Below are 16,976 nucleotides of genomic sequence, written 5' to 3' on the forward strand. Positions count from 1 at the left end.
AATAATCTTCTTGTTCATGATTATATCGCAACCTGCTTGCAGCAGATTGCTGAAAAACCGAATAATATTGACGCGTTGCTGCCATGGAATATTAAGCATAGCTAGGTGTCGTTGCCCAGACGCTTACCCTTGTTTGAATGGGCAAACTGATCAAAAGAGCTTTCAATAAAAGGAAGCAGCACTATTTCTGTCGGTAAACCACGTTTCTGTACTTCTTCATACATCAGGTATAGAAAAGGTTCAGCACGTTTAGACACCGTTTTAATGTGTAAGGGGTTATCGACAAACCAATTTCGGTAATATCGAATACGTTTGTTATTAGGTACAGGCAGTGAAAAAGACTCTCCCATTACGTTCCACAAATCGGGTGCGGAATGAGGGGGAATTGTTGTACTATTAAATGTCTGACTATTTAAATGCTTAAGGTCTATATGTTCATATGTAGGCTGGCTGTTTCTCTTACCAGTAGCAATAAAAAAACCTTCTTGTTGCTGATGAGATATAGGGCACTTTCGGCCAAGTTCACTTGTGTTTATAACAATTAAATCTTCACTTTCTGAGTGGTTACTATTCGCTGTATCGACACTTTGTAGCCCTTGGCAACCAGAGATAATAAGAGTAAAAAACAATATTAGAAGCCACTGCATATTAATACCATCTACGACTAATCAATGTGATACACCTTGTTAATGATATTTAATTATTATCAACAAGCATAAATATGTCATTGATAAAAATATAGCATGAATTATTTGCGTTGTTTATTAATGAAGATGTCAATGATTAAAATCTTGGCAATGAGACAATATTTATTGTTAATGATGGGGGACATAACTGATACGTAAGAAGTACGATTCGATTATCACTTTGAAAAAACCAGCTATTATCTATACATATAATTGATAGTACTATTAATAGGAAATGGTATGGAGATAACTCGTTATCCGGTAGGAACCATTCTTAAAGTTCGTTGCTTATCATATTGGCACTATGGCATGGCTGATGGGAGAGGTGGGGTAATACACAATTCAAAAAAACGTAGGCAAGTACAGTTTGATACGTTATATGAGTTTTCAGAAGGTAGAGCCATTTTGGTTAGTTCAATTACCAGTGATGAACCAGAGAAAGCATATTTCTATGCTCAACAATATTTAGGTACTCCCTATAATTTATTCAATCGTAATTGCGAACAATTTGTTCGTCAATCGCATGGCTTGCCTGTTGAGTGCACTCAATTTCAACGATTATTTGTACTATTATTTGCTGGGCTTCTTATTACGGGAACTGAAAATAGGCTAATTAAATTAGCGGGGGTTGGCTTGCTCGTTGGCGGTATAATCGCGCCCGCAGAAAAGCGACCTTATCGACGGGCGATTGCGGGGGCTCGTCTGACCGTAGGGGGGGCGATTGTGCTTTCTAAGGTATTGCGACTAGTTTTTCGCCGTTAGTATGACTTTTTCGCTGTTAGTGTGTTTTTTTGTGGTTTAGTAATATTTTGGTCTATTCTTTTTCACTGTAGTAAGTCAAATTTGGACTATTCGATCTGTAGCACAGACATTGACTTGATATCACGTTATGTTAAAAAGACGTAACAGAGTATTTGCACTAAAAAATGGAAAGAAAGTGACTATTTTAATCGAACGAGAACATGACCTACATATTGATGACGTTGCTGTCATGTCAGAACAAATCGCTGATGAGCTTGCTAATAAGTACGGAATAGAATGGTCTTGGCAAGATGACCGTTTGATTATTGATCATATGTCAGCCCGTGGTTTTCTTCATTCTCAGCATGGAAAAATTACCATTCAATTGAAATTAGGCTTTGCTGCTAGCCTTTTTGCTTCAAGTATTGAAAACAGTATTTCTAAACGTCTTGATCAGCTACTGATTACGCAATAATCTCTTTTTGTGTATACCCAAGCTACCTTCCCTTTTACTTACCGAGTTATTATTTAATTAAAATAACTCGGTTACCTCTTTAGCTTATTATTTTTCTTTATTCTTCAAATATTTGATCTCGCCCACGATAAATTGCTGTTTTAGTAAGAACATTCTAATTGAAATTCCTATTCTAGTTACAAGCAGTCAGGCAATACCCACTGACTGACAGTCGAATTAACAGTAATCCCGGAGGACGCAACAATGAGCATCTTTAAACAGACTGCAGATGAATCAAGCAAAGAGAAAAAGCTTGTACGTGATGCCATGGTCTACAACATTTGGTTAGCAGGATTAGGTGCTTATGCGAAAAGTGCCGATGAAGTTAATCAACTGTCAGGTAAAGGAAAAAGCCTTTTTGATGAGTTAATTGAGCGTGGTCGTTCAGTTGAATCGAATACAAAAGAACGTGTACATACAGCACGTAGCCAAACATCAGTCGCTATTGAAGAACGTATGCATCAAATGGTGCAAGGTTTCATCGGTATTGATAATGAACGTTTAGATCGTGTTGATGACAAAATTGATCAACTAACAGCCAATATTGAAGCGCTATTAGTTCGTCAACAAGAAGGCAAACCTGCAGTAAAAAAAACTGTAGCGAAAGAGCCAGCAAATAAAGCAGCTAAAGCACCCGCAACACGTGGAAAAAAACCAGGCGTTGCGCGTCGTAAAGCAGTAGCGATTGCTGAAGAAAAAAAAGAAACACTTTCAGGAAAAGCAGTAGTGGCAAATTCTGAAGTAAAGCAGGAAACCGTAGTAGCTAAAGCTGTTGTTGCTGATTCTATTGCGGATAAACCAAAAACTGACGCTAAGTCTGCCGTAGTAAAAACTGAACTGGCAAAAACTGAGTCAATGAATGAAAAACCAGAAGCAGGAACTACTGCTGGCAATCAATCTGTTGTTACAAAGCCAGTGGAAGTGAATTAATACGCGCTATATACCGATGAGCTTATGCATAAAATGGTGAGCTTAAAAGAAGACTTAGCGAGATTATCTTATACAGATCAGCGTTTATACGCAGGAGATTATTATGATTGATAAAACAGTAGCAAAAGCGGCAAAAAATGTCGTAGAAAGTGGCGAAGGTGTTGCTCGCAATATTTGGCTTGCAGGTTTAGGTCTATATAGCCGCACACTTGAAGAAGCTCAACAAATTAACGATAAAACGAATACTGCATTTGATGAACTTGTTGAACGCGGCAAAGAAGTTGAAGTTCAAGCGAAAGAGTGCATTGGTAAAAATGCAGAAAAAGCGACTGACGAAGTTGAAGCAGGTATGAATGATTTATTCTATCGCTTAAGTGGTGTTGATCGTGAAAAGCTAGATCGTATGGACGACAAAATCGACAAACTAACATCAGCAGTTGAAAAGCTAGCAGAAGTAGAATAACTATAATTTACACAGGGTTACGGGTTTATAAGCCAGCCAAGCCAGACAATAATGTAACCCTGATAGCATATATAGACTGAGTTATAAGAGATTTTTCTAACAACGTTAGTTATATGCTTTTTAAGGTTGCGCGTGTGCCATGCACGCGCACCTCTTTTTGTTTGTGAGTTTTTGTTTTAAATATTGTTGTCATGCCAACAATGGCGAGCTGGTTGTGACAATTCTATGTATTAGGACAGGGCAAAAGGACAGTAATAATCTATATTATTACGACGTATGTCACTTAACGTTTACTGCCATGCATTAAGCCGATAGGTTATTGATGAACTTTTATTTATAAGATTCATAGCCTAAAGTACTAATAAAGAATGTAAAATTTAAGGGGGGAGTTATGTACAGTTGGCGTACCAGAGCATTCAACAAAGTTTTATCACGCGTCATGCGCCAGCGCCTTGCGAGTTGTCACTCCACATTAGAAATGCGTGAACTTATTAGGAATATTGATAGCTACGGCGCACTCATTAGCATGCCTAAAGGAATGGAAGTTACCCCTACCAAATTTGCTAGCATCAGCTGTGATTGGGTCGATATGCCTAAAAGCAGTGGTAATAAAATCATTTTGTATTTTCATGGTGGCGGTTTTTGTTTCCATAGCCCCAATACCCATAATGCTTTCTTGGCCAGATTATCCAATGCAACCAAATCACGTGGTTTAATGGTTAATTACAGCTTGGCACCAGAATCCCCATACCCGATAGCGGCTGATGAATGTTACGCTGTTTATAATGAGTTATTACGTCAAGGGTATTTACCGCATCAAATTGTAATTGCTGGCGATTCTGCTGGTGGAAATCTTGCATTAACAACGGCTATTCGCTTGCGTGAAGCAAAGCAGCCAATGCCTGCAGCTCTCGTGCTTATGTCACCGGTTACAGATATGGCTGTAACGGGAGAGTCTGCGTTTACAAAAAGTAAAGATGATCCTTTTTTCGATTTAAGCAGCTTATTGTTGATGAGAAATAACTACATCGGATTGCAAAACCCTTGTGAGCCTGATGTCTCTCCTTTTTATGCCGATTTACATGGATTGCCACCTACTTTTATCACCGCTGGTACGGAAGAGGTCCTAATGGATGATGCTAAACGTACCGCCAATAAAATGAGTGAAGCAGGGGGAGATGTAACGATCAACATCGTTAAAGGGGTACCTCATGTATATCCATTATTTTATCAGCTAACCGAAGCACGTGAAGCCATTAAGCTTATGTCTGAATATATTATAGATAAATATAAAGAAGCTAAGCCAGTAACGAAAAAAGCCAGCTAACACCTTTCTTTCTGATAGCCTTTTTAACCGAAGGCTACCTTCCTAAAATCCCTCCTTAACAGATCCGTGATCTTGCCCTGATAAAGATGTGATCAACACCATACTGTCACGAAATAACGATAAGATAAGTATTCTGGTCTGTGCAGTTTTAGCGTCATTTAGATGTAGATTAATGCTATAGCTAGCCCAAAGGGCACGAAAGAATTAAGAAAGGTAACCAAATGAATAATGCAAACGTGTTAATGGTTGATGAAAAATACCAATCCTACCCTGAGGGGATTCGAGACAAGTTATTATCACTGCGTCAATTAGTGATTGATGTATCAAAGAAAATTGATTTGCCAGCGCAAGTTCAAGAAACAATCAATGCTAACGAACCCAGCTTTGTTGTTGATGGTGGTAGCCCGATTCGTATTGATTGGAAATCACAGACGCCCAATCAATATGCAATGTATTTTCAATGTAAAACTAAATTGGTCGATACATTTAAAGAATTATATGACGATACTTTCCGTTTTGATGATGATAAAGGCATTGTTTTTACCGTTGACGATGACATTGCAACCCGTGAATTAGCACACTGCATTTCATTGTCGTTACGTTATCATCAAATTAAACACTTACCGCTGCTAGGCGTGTAGCATTTTGAATCAATCCTAAGCAGTTGATACCGGAAGATGCCAAATAGCATTTGTTAACGTTGTGAATTACGTCGAATTAAGTAACTATACCGCTATATAAATTGTCGCCTAAGAAGTGTGGCAATAAGACAATATGGGAAAAAGTATGGCGAAGAAATTTTACGTTGTTTGGGCTGGTCGAGAAACCGGTGTTTTCACAAGTTGGCCATATACGAAAAAGCTCGTCGATAAATTTCCGCAAGCACGTTATAAGTCATTTCCTACAGAGCAAGAAGCTGAAGCCGCATTTGCATCTGGGCGTGTAAGTACCCCAAGATCATCAGTTAAAAAGACTGCGCCTAAGCCGTCTGAATCTCTTGCGCCTAAAACGGCTAATTTTGAAGTTAATATCTATTGTGATGGCGCGTGCGATCCTAACCCGGGTAAATCAGGCTCTGGTGTTGCAGTGTATCGTGATGGTGCGTTAGCTGAGCTTTGGTATGGTTTATATAACCCAATGGGCACTAATAACACGGCAGAGCTAAATGCACTGCATCAATCGTTGCTTATTGCCAAGCAGGAAATTGAGAAAGGTCTTCGCGTTCAAGTATTAGCGGATTCTCAGTATGCGATTAATTGTTTAACGTTGTGGGCATATAGCTGGAAAACAAAAGGCTGGAAGCGAAAAGTCGCAGGGGATATCAAAAACCTTGAATTGATTCAGCAAGCTCATGCACTTTACGACGCAATCAAAAATCGCGTAGTGGTATCACACGTAAAAGCGCACATTGGTGTTGAGGGCAATGAACTTGCCGATCGCATGTCGGTATATGGCGCCGATCAAGAGCAACATGATTTTTGCCAGTACTCAGAGGCATTAGATATAGAAAAAGTCTTGAATTACAAACGTGGTTAGTACGTTTGTATGCCTGAATAAAAAGCGCTTTGAATAGCAAACGGGTCGTTAAGTCGGATTATAAACCGATTTAACGACCCGTTTTTGTAACGATTATACGTTTTTGTAACTTTGATAAAAAAAGAATTAGCCTTTCAAATCAGCCAGTTTTACTTGTTGGTAGTTTTTTGCTGAATCAGAAATTTTGCCGCTATTACCGGTTTGTAGCCATTTTTTAATGCGACCTGCATCGCCAATAGGGGTGAGCTTGCCTTGCGCATCAAGCATTACCATTAAAATTTCTTTACCATCAATTTTTGTGATCATTGTTAAACAATGACCAGCAATGTCTAAATAACCTGTTTTGGTCATTTCTACATCCCATTTTTTACCACGAGCCAAAACATTCGTATTGGTGTAACCCAATTTATACTTTGGCTTAGAAAAGTAAACGGTGTGAACGGGCGTTGTACTGTATTCACGGATCTTCGCGTATTTATACGCGGCTTTTGCCATCTTATTTATGTCTGAAGCTGTCGATACGTTTTTAGAATCGAGACCTGAACTATCCACAAACGTTGTGTTGGTCATACCTAAAGCTTTGGCTTTCGCATTCATGGCTTTAATAAATGCGTCGTAGCCACTAGGGTAGTTCCCTGCCAGTGCTGCCGCAGCCAAGTTTTCAGATGACATAAGTGCAATGTGTATAGTTTCGCCACGGCTTAATCGTGATTCCATACGAATACGTGTGTAACCGTTATACATCCGTTTTTTATCAATAGGCTTGAAGGTTATTTTCTCATCTAAAGGTAGTTTTGCATCTAGCGTAACCATTGCTGTCATAAGCTTAGTAATAGAGGCCAATGGCATTACCACGTTCTGGTTCTTTTTATATAAGGTTTTGCCAGATTTTAAATCGGTCACATAAGTACTGACTGACGCTGTTTGAATGTTATTGGGATCTAATTTGGCAGTCGTGGCATGTGCGGAAGTGGCGATACTTACGCTTACCAGGGAAAAAATGAATAATAATGCTCTGCCCACAATTGCTCCTTGAGGATGAAATAGTCGAAATGGATAAAAAAGGAAAGAGTGCATTGTTCCCTTTAATGCCCAATACGTGCAAGTCAAGTTTATGTAAAAAAGTGCAAATGTGCTGGATAATTAAGCAGTCAGGCGCAGGTTTTAATGAAACGCAATGCAATTAGATGAATCAATATGCAGTGTGTGGATTATAATGAGAAAGTATGCCTGACGAGTGTTGGTGAGGAGGCCATATGAAAACGGAACAATTGGAAAAATACCTACTTAGCTTGAAAGGGGCTCAAGGTTGCTATCCTTTCGGTCCTGAAGCATACGTATTTAAAGTGATGGGGAAAATGTTTGCACTCACTGCTATCCATAATGGCATACCCAGTATCACGCTAAAGTGCCTTCCTGCTGATGGTGATTTTTTAGTTCATGAGTTTGACTCTATCATTCCTGGGTATCATATGAGTAAGCAGCATTGGATAACAATTGCTTTAACGGGTGAGTTATCAGAAAGTATGCTGCAAGACTTAGCCGACAAATCTTATAATCTGGTCGTGAGTAAATTAACACGTGTTAATAAAGAAGCATTGTCTGCGTTATAAGCGTGTTTCTGTTTGTCGAATCAGCCAAGCAGCAGGGTTACATATAACGGTGAACCCAATCGATAGGTATCATTCTACGTCCGCTAGCCTTCTATGAAAGCGACGGAGGTAATAATGATGCCGATGGTACAGAAAATAGAGAATGGCACAGTGTAGTGATGGGGTTCGGGAATATTGCACTAACTGATATAGAACCTACTATCGCTCAATTAGCCGACGTTTTTGATTAAGGTTTAAAAAAGCCAGCTCATTGAGCTGGCTGGTGATGCTAGTGACGTCAGTCTTTAAAGAGGGGGTATAGGTTTAGCTTGAAAAGTTATACGTTAAGCTAACTGGGCTAGTGATGTTTTGAATTGATGATTCTTGCTTATCATCAAATTTAGCCAGTATCGAGTATTTACCTTTCGATACTTTTACCGAGACATTGTTGCCGTTTCCTACTGGTAATCCATCAATGTAGAACACTGCATCTTTATTGCTTACAAGCATGATATCAAATGAGTTAATGCCGACTTCTTTCATGATTTGAGCATTGATTTGTTCATTATATTGAACAAACAAGTTAAAGCTGACGTTGTAATCAACATTCCCTTCAAAGTCCATACGGGCTGAATTGACCGTAAATTGATTGGTACTGCTTGTAATATCAATCTGACCAAAGCGTGATTCAATAGCGTCATTCACAAGCTTACTTGTCGTTTGTTTGCTTTCAAAACAGGCGCGAATAGATTCATAAGGGGAACATTGAAGCTTGCCATCAATTTTAATAGGAAGGGGCTTTGAAAATTCTGTTTTTATACGAGTAACAACACTATTTTTGATGGCGGTAAGTTTATCGCTATACACGTTTTTAGATTGGCGAATGGAGTGGTTTAGCTTCTCAAGCTCTGTATTATATTGAGCTACAAGTGTTGTGTTTTTGTGAATTGTATCATTGCTTGTTTTAATCTTATTTGATGTCTTTTTCATTGACTCAAAGTAGTAATTTGTATTTTCTTCTGTGCCAGAGAGCATCTCTTTGCTTAGTTTTTGTTGGTACTCTTGGTAGGCTTTTCTTTCGTTAACAATCGAGGCTTTTAACTGACTCGTCTGGTTGGTTAACGTGAATATACTGCTATTAACTTTCGTTAATTTTTGTAATTCAGCAGTATCATTAAACTGTTCTCTTACAGAGCTGACTTGCTCTTGCTCGGCTTTTGTTAGCAATGGGGTCGCTTGAGTACAAAACGAAACACCCACAGATATAAGAATAATGGCTTTTTTTAACATGATATAACGAACCTTAGAAATATGAGAATAGTATTAATTTTCTTTAAGTTAGTAATGTTTAGTCTGTAATTTTCGATAAGTAGTGAATTTAGCGTCTTTTATATTCCGATTTGTCATATGAATATCGATTATCTCTAGTTGAAAAGGTTCGTACACGGTTATCCATTACGTGTAAGAACTGTACCAGATGACTACTTTGAATATCTTTATATACTTAGGGTAGATATTTAATAATTATTCTTCTACAAAGTCATTATATTTATTAATATTAACCATATAAATTATACATTTATCATTGTTTATGATAACTCGATCATATCTCGAATGATTTTATGTGAAACGAGTGTCTTATTGTTTTGTTAAATTTATTTATATCAAGGTTGTATCGTCAAAAACAAGGCGGTTATCAAGTCAAAATATTAACGAAGTAATGGTGGTGATATAAAGCCGGATAAATAAAAATCGGTTACGCCGTAACATGGCCTATATCGTTACGGCGCTGAATAGATTAGTTAACCAGTTCGTCTAATAAATCTTGATGCGTATAGAACGGTGATCTTGCAGATTCAGTTAAGTATGGTTCTACCATTGAAATTAAACGTAAAACGCCGGCACGAATGAGTTCCGTTTCACTGTATTTATCATCTAATAGCGTTTGGTAGTTTAACCAATTCAAACTGACTAAAAGTAAGTTATCTGATAATAGCGGTAGGCTGTTATTATCGCATTGCAGCTTTCCTAAGCTCACTAAATGCGCAAGCATATCGCTACTGAGTTGCCGTAATTTTAAAATTAACGATCGAATTTTACGTTTTATCTGTGGGTTTTGACCGTTCAAGTTATCTAAATTTCTGAACATGAAACGATAATGGGTAAAGAGTGCCATCACGGTATGCATGAACGGCCAGTAATCATCAAAATCTTGAACTTGCTTGGGGTATTCATTACTTATGGTTGATACTGAATTTTGCAATTCACTGATCAAGGTCGCAATGATTTCGTCTTTACCGCGAAAATGGTAATACAAGTTACCAGGGCTAATCCCCATTTCAGTAGCAATGATCAAGGTACTCACTTGCGAGATACCATTACGATTAAAAAGGTCAAGACTGACTGATAGAATCCGATCTCGAGTCTTCATTTTTCTTCCTTGTCTGACGTTTTTGGTTGTTGGCTAGCGTTTCGTTGTTACCAAGGTTACTGCTGGTAACAACGAAAGGGTTTATAAACACAACGTTGTTTGTTTAGTTGCCTAAACCAACCTAAATATTATCTAGATTGGTATAAGTTTGCGTGCTACTCAGTTAGTAATACAGGTAGCGCCTCAAGCAAAAATTCATACTCAGTTTGCATTTGCTGCTTTATATCGTCACAAATGAACGAGACCAATGTGCTACCAATGAATGGCACAGATGAACTAATGGTCATCTCCACATTATTACGCGTTGTAGGCCCACTTTTTAGCTTTGCTGCTGGCTCACTAAATAGCATTTGACCGGTAATCGCCGCAGGCACACCGATAAGCTCAACTTGCATCTCACACTTTAGTTGATCACCTTCTAACCAGTGCCAAGTTTCAGATTGCTTTATTGTGTTGTAATTACCTAGCAGGCTTTTTAGCATTCCTGGCACATTCGCCGGTACTTCTCGTTGTGTCTCCACAAGGAAGCCATCTTCTGTTTCTTCAATTTTGACGATACGTACATTACGCGCACCGAGTTTTTGATACTTTTCGATAATCAGTTCTTCTTCGCTGAAGAAACGTAAAATAGTATCGAGATCTTCTTGGTAATCATGAATCGCTGAGACTTGCATAATGTGTCCTTACATATGTATTTCACGGATGAGATTGGATAACGCCATTACGTCAGCACTATTTTGTTTAGGATCGCTGTCGTGTTTTTTCCCATCTGTTTCGGGGGCCATGTTAAAACCGGTATTCATTACCAGTTCACCTAATTTAGGGTAAACGCCGTGAACTAACGCGGCAAAAAGACCGATACGGTTTGCGATACGTTTCGGCTTTTCAATAATTGCTTTGATGATTAAATCGGCGGCTTCATCTGACGATAGCAGTGGAATGCCACCTTTTGCTTTACGGTAATGATCGGCAATCATCGGAGTTTCTACTAACGGCATATTAATGGTCGTGAAGTTAACGCCTTGCCCACATAATTCAGCACTTGCTGTACGTGTAAATGAATCTAACGCCGATTTAGAGGCTGCATAGGCAGAAAAGCGAGGTTGGTTCGTTAATACAGCAACGGAAGACAAGTTGATGATATGCCCTGATTGCTGCTCCACCATGCCAGGCAGGCTACCTAGAATTAAACGTAGCGCGCCAAAGTAGTTAATTTGCATGGTGCGTTCATAATCGTGCAAGCGGTCTGTCGAGTGCATAACAGAGCGACGAATTGAACGACCCGCGTTGTTGATCAAAATATCGATGTTGCCGTGATGGCGTTTAATTTCATCCATCACCTTGTTACTTTCTTCTTCTTTACTGAGATCGGCTTGGTAGATGAATGCGCGTCCACCTCGGCTTTCAACATCATTTCGAGTTTGCTGTAGGCGTTCTAAATCACGGGCAATCAAGACTAACGTGGCGTTGGTGTCTGCCAGTTTCAATGCAGTGGTGTAACCAATACCTGAAGAGGCACCTGTTAGTACAACCACTTTATTTTCTACACAGCCTTTTAAGGTGCGATCGACATGAAGTGATGGATCAAGGTTACGCTCCCAGTAATCCCAAATCTTTGGCGCATAATCTGTTAAGCGAGGGCAATTGATTGTGCTGTCTTCTAACGCTTTTAATGTGTTGTGGCAATCGAATTGGGTAGGATAATTAAACAAACATAATGCTTCTTTCGGTACCTGCATTTCTTGGCTTAACGCATCCATGAAACGGCGAAGTACTGGCAATTGGCTTAACTCTTTCCATAAATGCGTTGGTATCATGCGGAATAGTCGCATATCTAAACGCATTGCCATACGTGGCGCGTGACCGGCTTCAGCAAAAATATTGATAACCTCACCTGCGCGGTAAGGGTCGGGATCGACAATATGGAAAGCTTGTCCGTCTAATTCATCTTTGTGGGCAATGTGATCGATGCTATCAACAACATAATCGACAGGCACTAAATTTAAACGCCCACCTTCAAGGCCCAGCATCGGCATCCATTCTGGTAATGAACGACGTAGCTTTTGCAAAATCTTAAAGAAGTAATAAGGACCATCGACACGTTCAGCTTCACCGGTTTTTGAATCACCGATAACGATACCCGGTCGGTATGCTCTCCAAGGGATGGTTGCTGTTTCTTGAACCAGCTTTTCAGCTTCATGTTTGGTTTTGAAGTAAGGGTGTTCCAAATCTGTTGCTTGCTCTAGCATGTCTTCTCTAAACCAGCCACGGAATAGACCTGCTACGGCAATTGAACTTACATGATGGAAACAGCCTGCTTGAATTCGTTCTGCTAGCCGAAGGGCATTTTCTGTGCCTTCAACATTGGCACGCATTAAATCATTTTTATCTGCTTCTAAATCGTAGACTGCTGCAAGATGGAAAAAGTGCGTTATCTTACCTGTTAGATGTTTGATGTTTTCTGTAGAAAGCCCCAGATTTGATTCTGTAATTGAGCCTCTTACGGTATGAAACTTATCTTGAGGAAAAGCATGCTTTTCAATTAAATCTTGAAGTTTCTTTTCAGAAGATTCGCTACGCGCCAATACGTAGAATACTCCAGGACGTTTTGCCATACGTTGCAATAAATGGGATCCGATGAATCCTGTTGCGCCGGTAATGAAATAATTCATAACCACTCCTTACGCGTTTTTTTGTTTTATAAGTAAAGTCATCCATAACAGCAGCCAAACTGGTCGGATGAGGATTTTCATTATGCTACTTGTGGCGTAAATTCTCAAAGAGGAGCAACCAAAAATATCGAGTAGATCAATATTCCTTCATGGAATCTTTAGATTTAGAGTAACTGCTCACATTTGGGGGTGTGAAGCGATGTAAAATCAGCTCATTTAGTGCATTAGTTTTTGTATTGGTAATCATGATGGGGCGACAATGTTATATCGTGTTTTTTTACAAAGAAGAGATTGCTCTACATAGTAAAAGCGTTCATTTACTAAGAGGTGAATGACGGTGTTTTATTTTATGATGGCTTTTTGCGGCGAGGGATAACTGGTTGCTTGTAAGAATTGCAATCATTGTTGTTATGTGGTCAGAGTAAGTATTTAAAACGAAGCATTAAATACTTACTCTGATCCTGACTATTACAAGCGTAATCCGTTGTGTAATACCGTTCTGGATAAGTAAATGATCAGATACTTGTCTAGATTGGTATTAGTTAGCACTCCATACTTGCTTGCCGCTGCGTGCAAAGTTATAACCGCCTAGTTGATCACCCTTGGCTTGTATTTCCATGTCAGATAACGATTGCAGTAGCTGTTGTTGTAAGGTGCGGAAGTAAATGTTTTTAGGTATTACTAATTCAAATGCTTCTCTACATAAAGGTATAAAGCCCAAACCAAATTCACCAGCTGTGCTTTGGCTTGCACACCCCACATCTGCAAGCCCACGTGCAATATAAGAAGCCAGTTCACGTTCACTGTTACACGTATCAGCCTTTGTAAGCATACTGATATTAAAGGCATGACCATGTAACCATTCTTCTAAGGCACGCATACTACCGGCACCTTCTTGGCGTAACGCCCAACGCCAACGTGAGGCGAGCAATTCTTGTGGGTTTAACGAACGTGAGTTAACGGCTTCTGCAATGTCATGACTCACAACTAACCCTTGTTGGCGTTCGAAAGCATGTATTAGCACCCAGTTTTTATGACCCGGATATTGTTGTAATAGAGCAGGGTGACGCAAAGCCGCTTCTTCTGCATGGCCCCAATGAATTGCGCATATATCTACATGCCCTTTACTTAACATGGCTAACCCTTGTCGAGTACCTGTCGAGGTATAACCGACTAAGGCGGTACTGCCTAATTGGTTTGCCATTTTCCCGACCACCATCTGTAATAAAGGATCGTCAGATCCCGCTATTAATAAGCGATCGTTTAGCACACCGTTATGGCAAGATTCTAATAGCCATTTATCGAGCATCGATTTAGGAAACAGCCATTTACCCGTTACTTTCGTTGCGGGTAACAATGCATCGTTTGCCAAGGAGTAGACTTTCTTTTCATTCAGATCTAAATATTCAGCGACTTGTTTAGCATTCATAAACTCTGGAAAGCGGGTGGTCATTACGCCTTACCTCCAGAACGATCACCTCGATGTGCACCTTTGGCTTTATCATCTAAGTTGAAGCCTGACGCATCACCTTTCACATCTAAAATCAGATTATCCATGCCGTTATATACTTGAAAGCGATTTCCTTTCGCGCGGGCGATCATGGTAATACCCAATGTTTTCGCTAAGTCATAGCCCATCTGAGTCGCCCCAGAACGAGAAAGTAGAATAGGAATCCCCATTTGCGCCACTTTGATCACCATTTCTGACGTTAAACGACCTGTCGTATAAAAAATCTTGTCTTCACCGGTTTCGCCTTTTAACCACATCTCGCCAGCTAAGGTGTCTACGGCGTTATGACGACCGACATCTTCAACAAAAGATAAAATACTGGTGTCTTTACATACTGCACATCCATGAACAGCACCCGCGGCTTTATAGGTTTCATTATGATGAGTAAGGGATTCAAGTAAACCGTATAAGGTTGACTGGGTTAATGTTGGTTGAGGCAGTGTAACACCTTCTAGTTTCTTCATTACGTTACCGAACATGGTGCCTTGACCACAGCCTGAGGTAACGGTTTTCTTACCAAGTTTCTTCTCTAAACCGTCAGTGTTTTCTTTAGTAATGACCGCGGCAGAATTGGTATCCCAATCAATAATGACAGATTCAATGGCTTCAATATCGTCAATAAACCCTTGGTTTTTTAAATAACCCAACACTAGCGCAGACGGTCTTTCACCTAATGTCATTAAGGTAACAACTTCAATCCAATTCAAGTAAACGGTAAGCGGGTGCTCGCAGGCGATTTCTTTGGTCATCATGTCGCCGTATTCATCCATCACGTCGACGGTCATTGTCTGACTGACAGAAGAGTTTGTTTTTATAATTTTTGGCAATTGGGGCATCAGAAAATCCTGCTGGTTCATCAATGTCTGTAAACAGATTATATGTGTTTTTATTCTAAGGGTTCAGTATTTTAGATGCGTCATGCTTTCTTAATACTGAACTCGCCATATCTCACATTAACACTATGCTATATAGAGCTTAGTACTTGAAATATAGATAGAGCGAGAGATAAAGCAAGGTTCATTCCAACTTAACGATTTTTTATTTTTAAGTTAACGAGATCGTTTATTTAGACGGATTTGTTATTCGATGATACCTCCTCCTTAGGGGTAATCTTTCCCTTATTTCTCATAATTATTCAACTTGGTCTAAATATTGCTTTTCTTGGTCTAAATATTGCTTTAGTTACGATGAAAGAGAATCACTGTTGAACATAACAAACAAGAATTAAGGAGCATGTGTGCAACAACTCGATGAACATAAGCTACTACAAAAAGATGAATCTATTTGGCCTATTGCCTTTCGCTTAGTGTCGGAAGAAAAGCAAGTAGGCCGTTGGGCGACACTATCTTGGACGATTGAAGATGTTGTTCTTTACGATCAAGACAGGGTGCATGAAATTGATGAATCTAAAGGCAGTTATGAGCGACTTCTAACACTTTATCGTGATGAGCGCACAGACTATCGCTTTAACCTTAGTTCTCAAGACCCGCACTTATTCATTGTTTGTGAAGAAGAGAATGAACAATTATCCCCGTTATTAATTACTGCTGCGCAAAGTGTTGCCAGTAGTTATATGGATGGTGATTACCAAGTATTACACATTAAAACCCCATTACCTGTACAGGCGTGGATGGAAGCATTCATCGGGCGACATGGCGAGTTAATAGAATTCAAGCGCAAGCGCTGTAAAGACAAGAAAGGACGTTCTAGTGGCAACTAATTTTTTCCAACGTTGGTCTAGCCGTAAATTGACTGCCAAGGAAGAGCATGAAGAGCCAACTAGCAGTGACGCTACTGTGCCAGACACTGTTGCATCTGACACTGCTATGAATAGCGAAGCGCCACAGGTTGCCAGTATTGATGATTCATCGGATGCTCTTGAATCAAAATATATTGAATCAAGATATGCAGAACCTGAACTCGGTGAATCTGCAGAGACGGTTGAAGCTGATGTAACAGACTCATCTGAATCATTGATTGATGCTACTGAAGATAAGATTTTAACGATAGAAGATGCAGCGGATGTCACGTTTGATAGTGGTGTTGCCTCTTTCTTAAAGCAAGGTGTTGATAAAGCAGTTAAAAAGGCAGCCTTGCAGAAACTGTTTCACTCAGATGAATTTAACTACATCAGTGATATGGATGATCACACCGAGGATTTCTCGAATATTCCAACGCTAGATCCTAACGTAGCAAAGCAACTGCGTGGTTGGGTGAATAATGTATCTGAAAGCATTAAGAAAGTAACAGATGCATTAGATGATGGAAAAGAAAATGCTGGTGGTGATCTTACTGACGCAAACCTTATTACAGATGCTAGCACTGCGTTAGAAGATGAAGCTGAAAATCTTATTACGACTGATGACACATTATCACAAGAGCTGCCACAAGTAGAGATAGCAGAAGAACAAGAGACAACAGAAGAATTAGCCGAAGGTGAGTCTATCCCTACCTCTTTATCTCAGACTGATAAAGAAGAAGAGTTACTTGTCGGTGTAGAAACTAACAAAAATTAATAACGAAAAAGTCTTAAAGAAAGGCAGTTGAGACATTAAGGGAATAATAACCCTATAA

At 39.5% G+C, this 16,976-nt stretch carries 18 protein-coding genes; 10 read left to right on the forward strand and 8 right to left on the reverse strand.

The window, feature by feature from the left end:
* Positions 1-101: 101 nt before the first annotated feature.
* Positions 102-647, reverse strand: coding sequence for a hypothetical protein (locus C9J12_RS23875; RefSeq protein ID WP_227876442.1), 546 nt, complete (start codon positions 645-647; stop codon positions 102-104).
* Between the two features lie 279 nt (positions 648-926).
* Here C9J12_RS23875 and C9J12_RS23880 point away from each other — a divergent pair, with 279 nt between their 5' ends.
* The 7 genes from C9J12_RS23880 (at position 927) to C9J12_RS23910 (ending at position 6,197) form a co-directional block, all read left to right on the forward strand.
* A complete protein-coding gene (locus tag C9J12_RS23880; protein WP_107244990.1) occupies positions 927-1,448 on the forward strand; it encodes a lecithin retinol acyltransferase family protein in 522 nt (173 codons plus the stop codon).
* 175 nt (positions 1,449-1,623) lie between these two features.
* Positions 1,624-1,902: a polyhydroxyalkanoic acid system family protein gene (locus C9J12_RS23885; RefSeq protein ID WP_006231816.1), complete on the forward strand. Its 279-nt coding sequence runs from the start codon at positions 1,624-1,626 to the stop codon at positions 1,900-1,902.
* 243 nt (positions 1,903-2,145) lie between these two features.
* Positions 2,146-2,871: a phasin-related domain-containing protein gene (locus C9J12_RS23890; RefSeq protein ID WP_107244991.1), complete on the forward strand. Its 726-nt coding sequence runs from the start codon at positions 2,146-2,148 to the stop codon at positions 2,869-2,871.
* Positions 2,872-2,974: 103 nt separating this feature from the next.
* Complete coding sequence (locus tag C9J12_RS23895; protein ID WP_006231818.1) at positions 2,975-3,334, forward strand: phasin family protein; 360 nt, start codon at positions 2,975-2,977, stop codon at positions 3,332-3,334.
* Between the two features lie 391 nt (positions 3,335-3,725).
* Positions 3,726-4,661 carry an alpha/beta hydrolase gene (locus tag C9J12_RS23900; RefSeq protein ID WP_107244992.1) on the forward strand — a complete coding sequence of 312 codons (936 nt, stop codon included), beginning with the start codon at positions 3,726-3,728 and terminating at the stop codon, positions 4,659-4,661.
* 221 nt (positions 4,662-4,882) lie between these two features.
* Positions 4,883-5,302, forward strand: coding sequence for a DUF1801 domain-containing protein (locus C9J12_RS23905; RefSeq protein WP_107244993.1), 420 nt, complete (start codon positions 4,883-4,885; stop codon positions 5,300-5,302).
* Between the two features lie 145 nt (positions 5,303-5,447).
* The gene (locus C9J12_RS23910; protein WP_107244994.1) at positions 5,448-6,197 is read left to right on the forward strand and encodes a ribonuclease H family protein; all 750 of its coding nucleotides are present in this window, start codon (positions 5,448-5,450) and stop codon (positions 6,195-6,197) included.
* A gap of 126 nt (positions 6,198-6,323) precedes the next feature.
* Here C9J12_RS23910 and pbpG read toward each other — a convergent pair whose 3' ends face one another.
* A complete protein-coding gene (gene pbpG / locus C9J12_RS23915; RefSeq protein ID WP_107244995.1) occupies positions 6,324-7,220 on the reverse strand; it encodes a D-alanyl-D-alanine endopeptidase in 897 nt (298 codons plus the stop codon).
* A 233-nt stretch (positions 7,221-7,453) separates the two neighbouring features.
* On the opposite strand from pbpG, the gene C9J12_RS23920 reads away from it, so the two are divergent.
* Complete coding sequence (locus tag C9J12_RS23920) at positions 7,454-7,810, forward strand: MmcQ/YjbR family DNA-binding protein (protein ID WP_107244996.1); 357 nt, start codon at positions 7,454-7,456, stop codon at positions 7,808-7,810.
* 303 nt (positions 7,811-8,113) lie between these two features.
* Here C9J12_RS23920 and C9J12_RS23925 read toward each other — a convergent pair whose 3' ends face one another.
* From C9J12_RS23925 to fdhD, 6 genes are all read right to left on the reverse strand, one after another.
* Positions 8,114-9,079 (reverse strand): hypothetical protein, encoded by a 966-nt coding sequence (locus C9J12_RS23925; protein WP_107244997.1) that lies wholly within the window; start codon positions 9,077-9,079, stop codon positions 8,114-8,116.
* Positions 9,080-9,587: 508 nt separating this feature from the next.
* Entirely contained in the window at positions 9,588-10,220 is a 633-nt protein-coding gene (locus C9J12_RS23930; RefSeq protein ID WP_011218582.1) for a TetR/AcrR family transcriptional regulator, read from the reverse strand.
* 155 nt (positions 10,221-10,375) lie between these two features.
* Positions 10,376-10,894: a DUF2505 domain-containing protein gene (locus C9J12_RS23935; RefSeq protein ID WP_107244998.1), complete on the reverse strand. Its 519-nt coding sequence runs from the start codon at positions 10,892-10,894 to the stop codon at positions 10,376-10,378.
* 9 nt (positions 10,895-10,903) lie between these two features.
* A complete protein-coding gene (locus tag C9J12_RS23940; protein ID WP_107244999.1) occupies positions 10,904-12,892 on the reverse strand; it encodes an SDR family oxidoreductase in 1,989 nt (662 codons plus the stop codon).
* Between the two features lie 538 nt (positions 12,893-13,430).
* A complete protein-coding gene (locus tag C9J12_RS23945) occupies positions 13,431-14,345 on the reverse strand; it encodes a helix-turn-helix transcriptional regulator (RefSeq protein WP_107245000.1) in 915 nt (304 codons plus the stop codon).
* Positions 14,345-15,238: a formate dehydrogenase accessory sulfurtransferase FdhD gene (fdhD, locus tag C9J12_RS23950; RefSeq protein ID WP_107245001.1), complete on the reverse strand. Its 894-nt coding sequence runs from the start codon at positions 15,236-15,238 to the stop codon at positions 14,345-14,347. Before fdhD ends, C9J12_RS23945 begins: the two co-directional genes overlap by 1 nt.
* Positions 15,239-15,639: 401 nt before the next feature.
* Here fdhD and C9J12_RS23955 point away from each other — a divergent pair, with 401 nt between their 5' ends.
* The gene (locus C9J12_RS23955; RefSeq protein ID WP_107245002.1) at positions 15,640-16,122 is read left to right on the forward strand and encodes a DUF3305 domain-containing protein; all 483 of its coding nucleotides are present in this window, start codon (positions 15,640-15,642) and stop codon (positions 16,120-16,122) included.
* Positions 16,112-16,918 carry a DUF3306 domain-containing protein gene (locus C9J12_RS23960; RefSeq protein ID WP_107245003.1) on the forward strand — a complete coding sequence of 269 codons (807 nt, stop codon included), beginning with the start codon at positions 16,112-16,114 and terminating at the stop codon, positions 16,916-16,918. Before C9J12_RS23955 ends, C9J12_RS23960 begins: the two co-directional genes overlap by 11 nt.
* Positions 16,919-16,976 lie beyond the last annotated feature (58 nt).

Source organism: Photobacterium frigidiphilum, from assembly GCF_003025615.1.
In the GTDB taxonomy this organism is placed as follows: Bacteria; Pseudomonadota; Gammaproteobacteria; order Enterobacterales; family Vibrionaceae; genus Photobacterium; species Photobacterium frigidiphilum.

Excerpts from the sequence above, each read along its gene's own strand:
- C9J12_RS23875 (WP_227876442.1), bottom strand. The coding sequence starts at position 647 with ATGCAGTGGCTTCTAATATTGTTTTTTACTCTTATTATCTCTGGTTGC.
- C9J12_RS23880 (WP_107244990.1), top strand. The coding sequence starts at position 927 with ATGGAGATAACTCGTTATCCGGTAGGAACCATTCTTAAAGTTCGTTGC.
- C9J12_RS23890 (WP_107244991.1), top strand. The coding sequence starts at position 2,146 with ATGAGCATCTTTAAACAGACTGCAGATGAATCAAGCAAAGAGAAAAAG.
- C9J12_RS23895 (WP_006231818.1), top strand. The coding sequence starts at position 2,975 with ATGATTGATAAAACAGTAGCAAAAGCGGCAAAAAATGTCGTAGAAAGT.
- C9J12_RS23900 (WP_107244992.1), top strand. The coding sequence starts at position 3,726 with ATGTACAGTTGGCGTACCAGAGCATTCAACAAAGTTTTATCACGCGTC.
- C9J12_RS23905 (WP_107244993.1), top strand. The coding sequence starts at position 4,883 with ATGAATAATGCAAACGTGTTAATGGTTGATGAAAAATACCAATCCTAC.
- C9J12_RS23910 (WP_107244994.1), top strand. The coding sequence starts at position 5,448 with ATGGCGAAGAAATTTTACGTTGTTTGGGCTGGTCGAGAAACCGGTGTT.
- C9J12_RS23920 (WP_107244996.1), top strand. The coding sequence starts at position 7,454 with ATGAAAACGGAACAATTGGAAAAATACCTACTTAGCTTGAAAGGGGCT.
- C9J12_RS23925 (WP_107244997.1), bottom strand. The coding sequence starts at position 9,079 with ATGTTAAAAAAAGCCATTATTCTTATATCTGTGGGTGTTTCGTTTTGT.
- C9J12_RS23930 (WP_011218582.1), bottom strand. The coding sequence starts at position 10,220 with ATGAAGACTCGAGATCGGATTCTATCAGTCAGTCTTGACCTTTTTAAT.
- C9J12_RS23935 (WP_107244998.1), bottom strand. The coding sequence starts at position 10,894 with ATGCAAGTCTCAGCGATTCATGATTACCAAGAAGATCTCGATACTATT.
- C9J12_RS23940 (WP_107244999.1), bottom strand. The coding sequence starts at position 12,892 with ATGAATTATTTCATTACCGGCGCAACAGGATTCATCGGATCCCATTTA.
- C9J12_RS23945 (WP_107245000.1), bottom strand. The coding sequence starts at position 14,345 with ATGACCACCCGCTTTCCAGAGTTTATGAATGCTAAACAAGTCGCTGAA.
- fdhD (WP_107245001.1), bottom strand. The coding sequence starts at position 15,238 with ATGCCCCAATTGCCAAAAATTATAAAAACAAACTCTTCTGTCAGTCAG.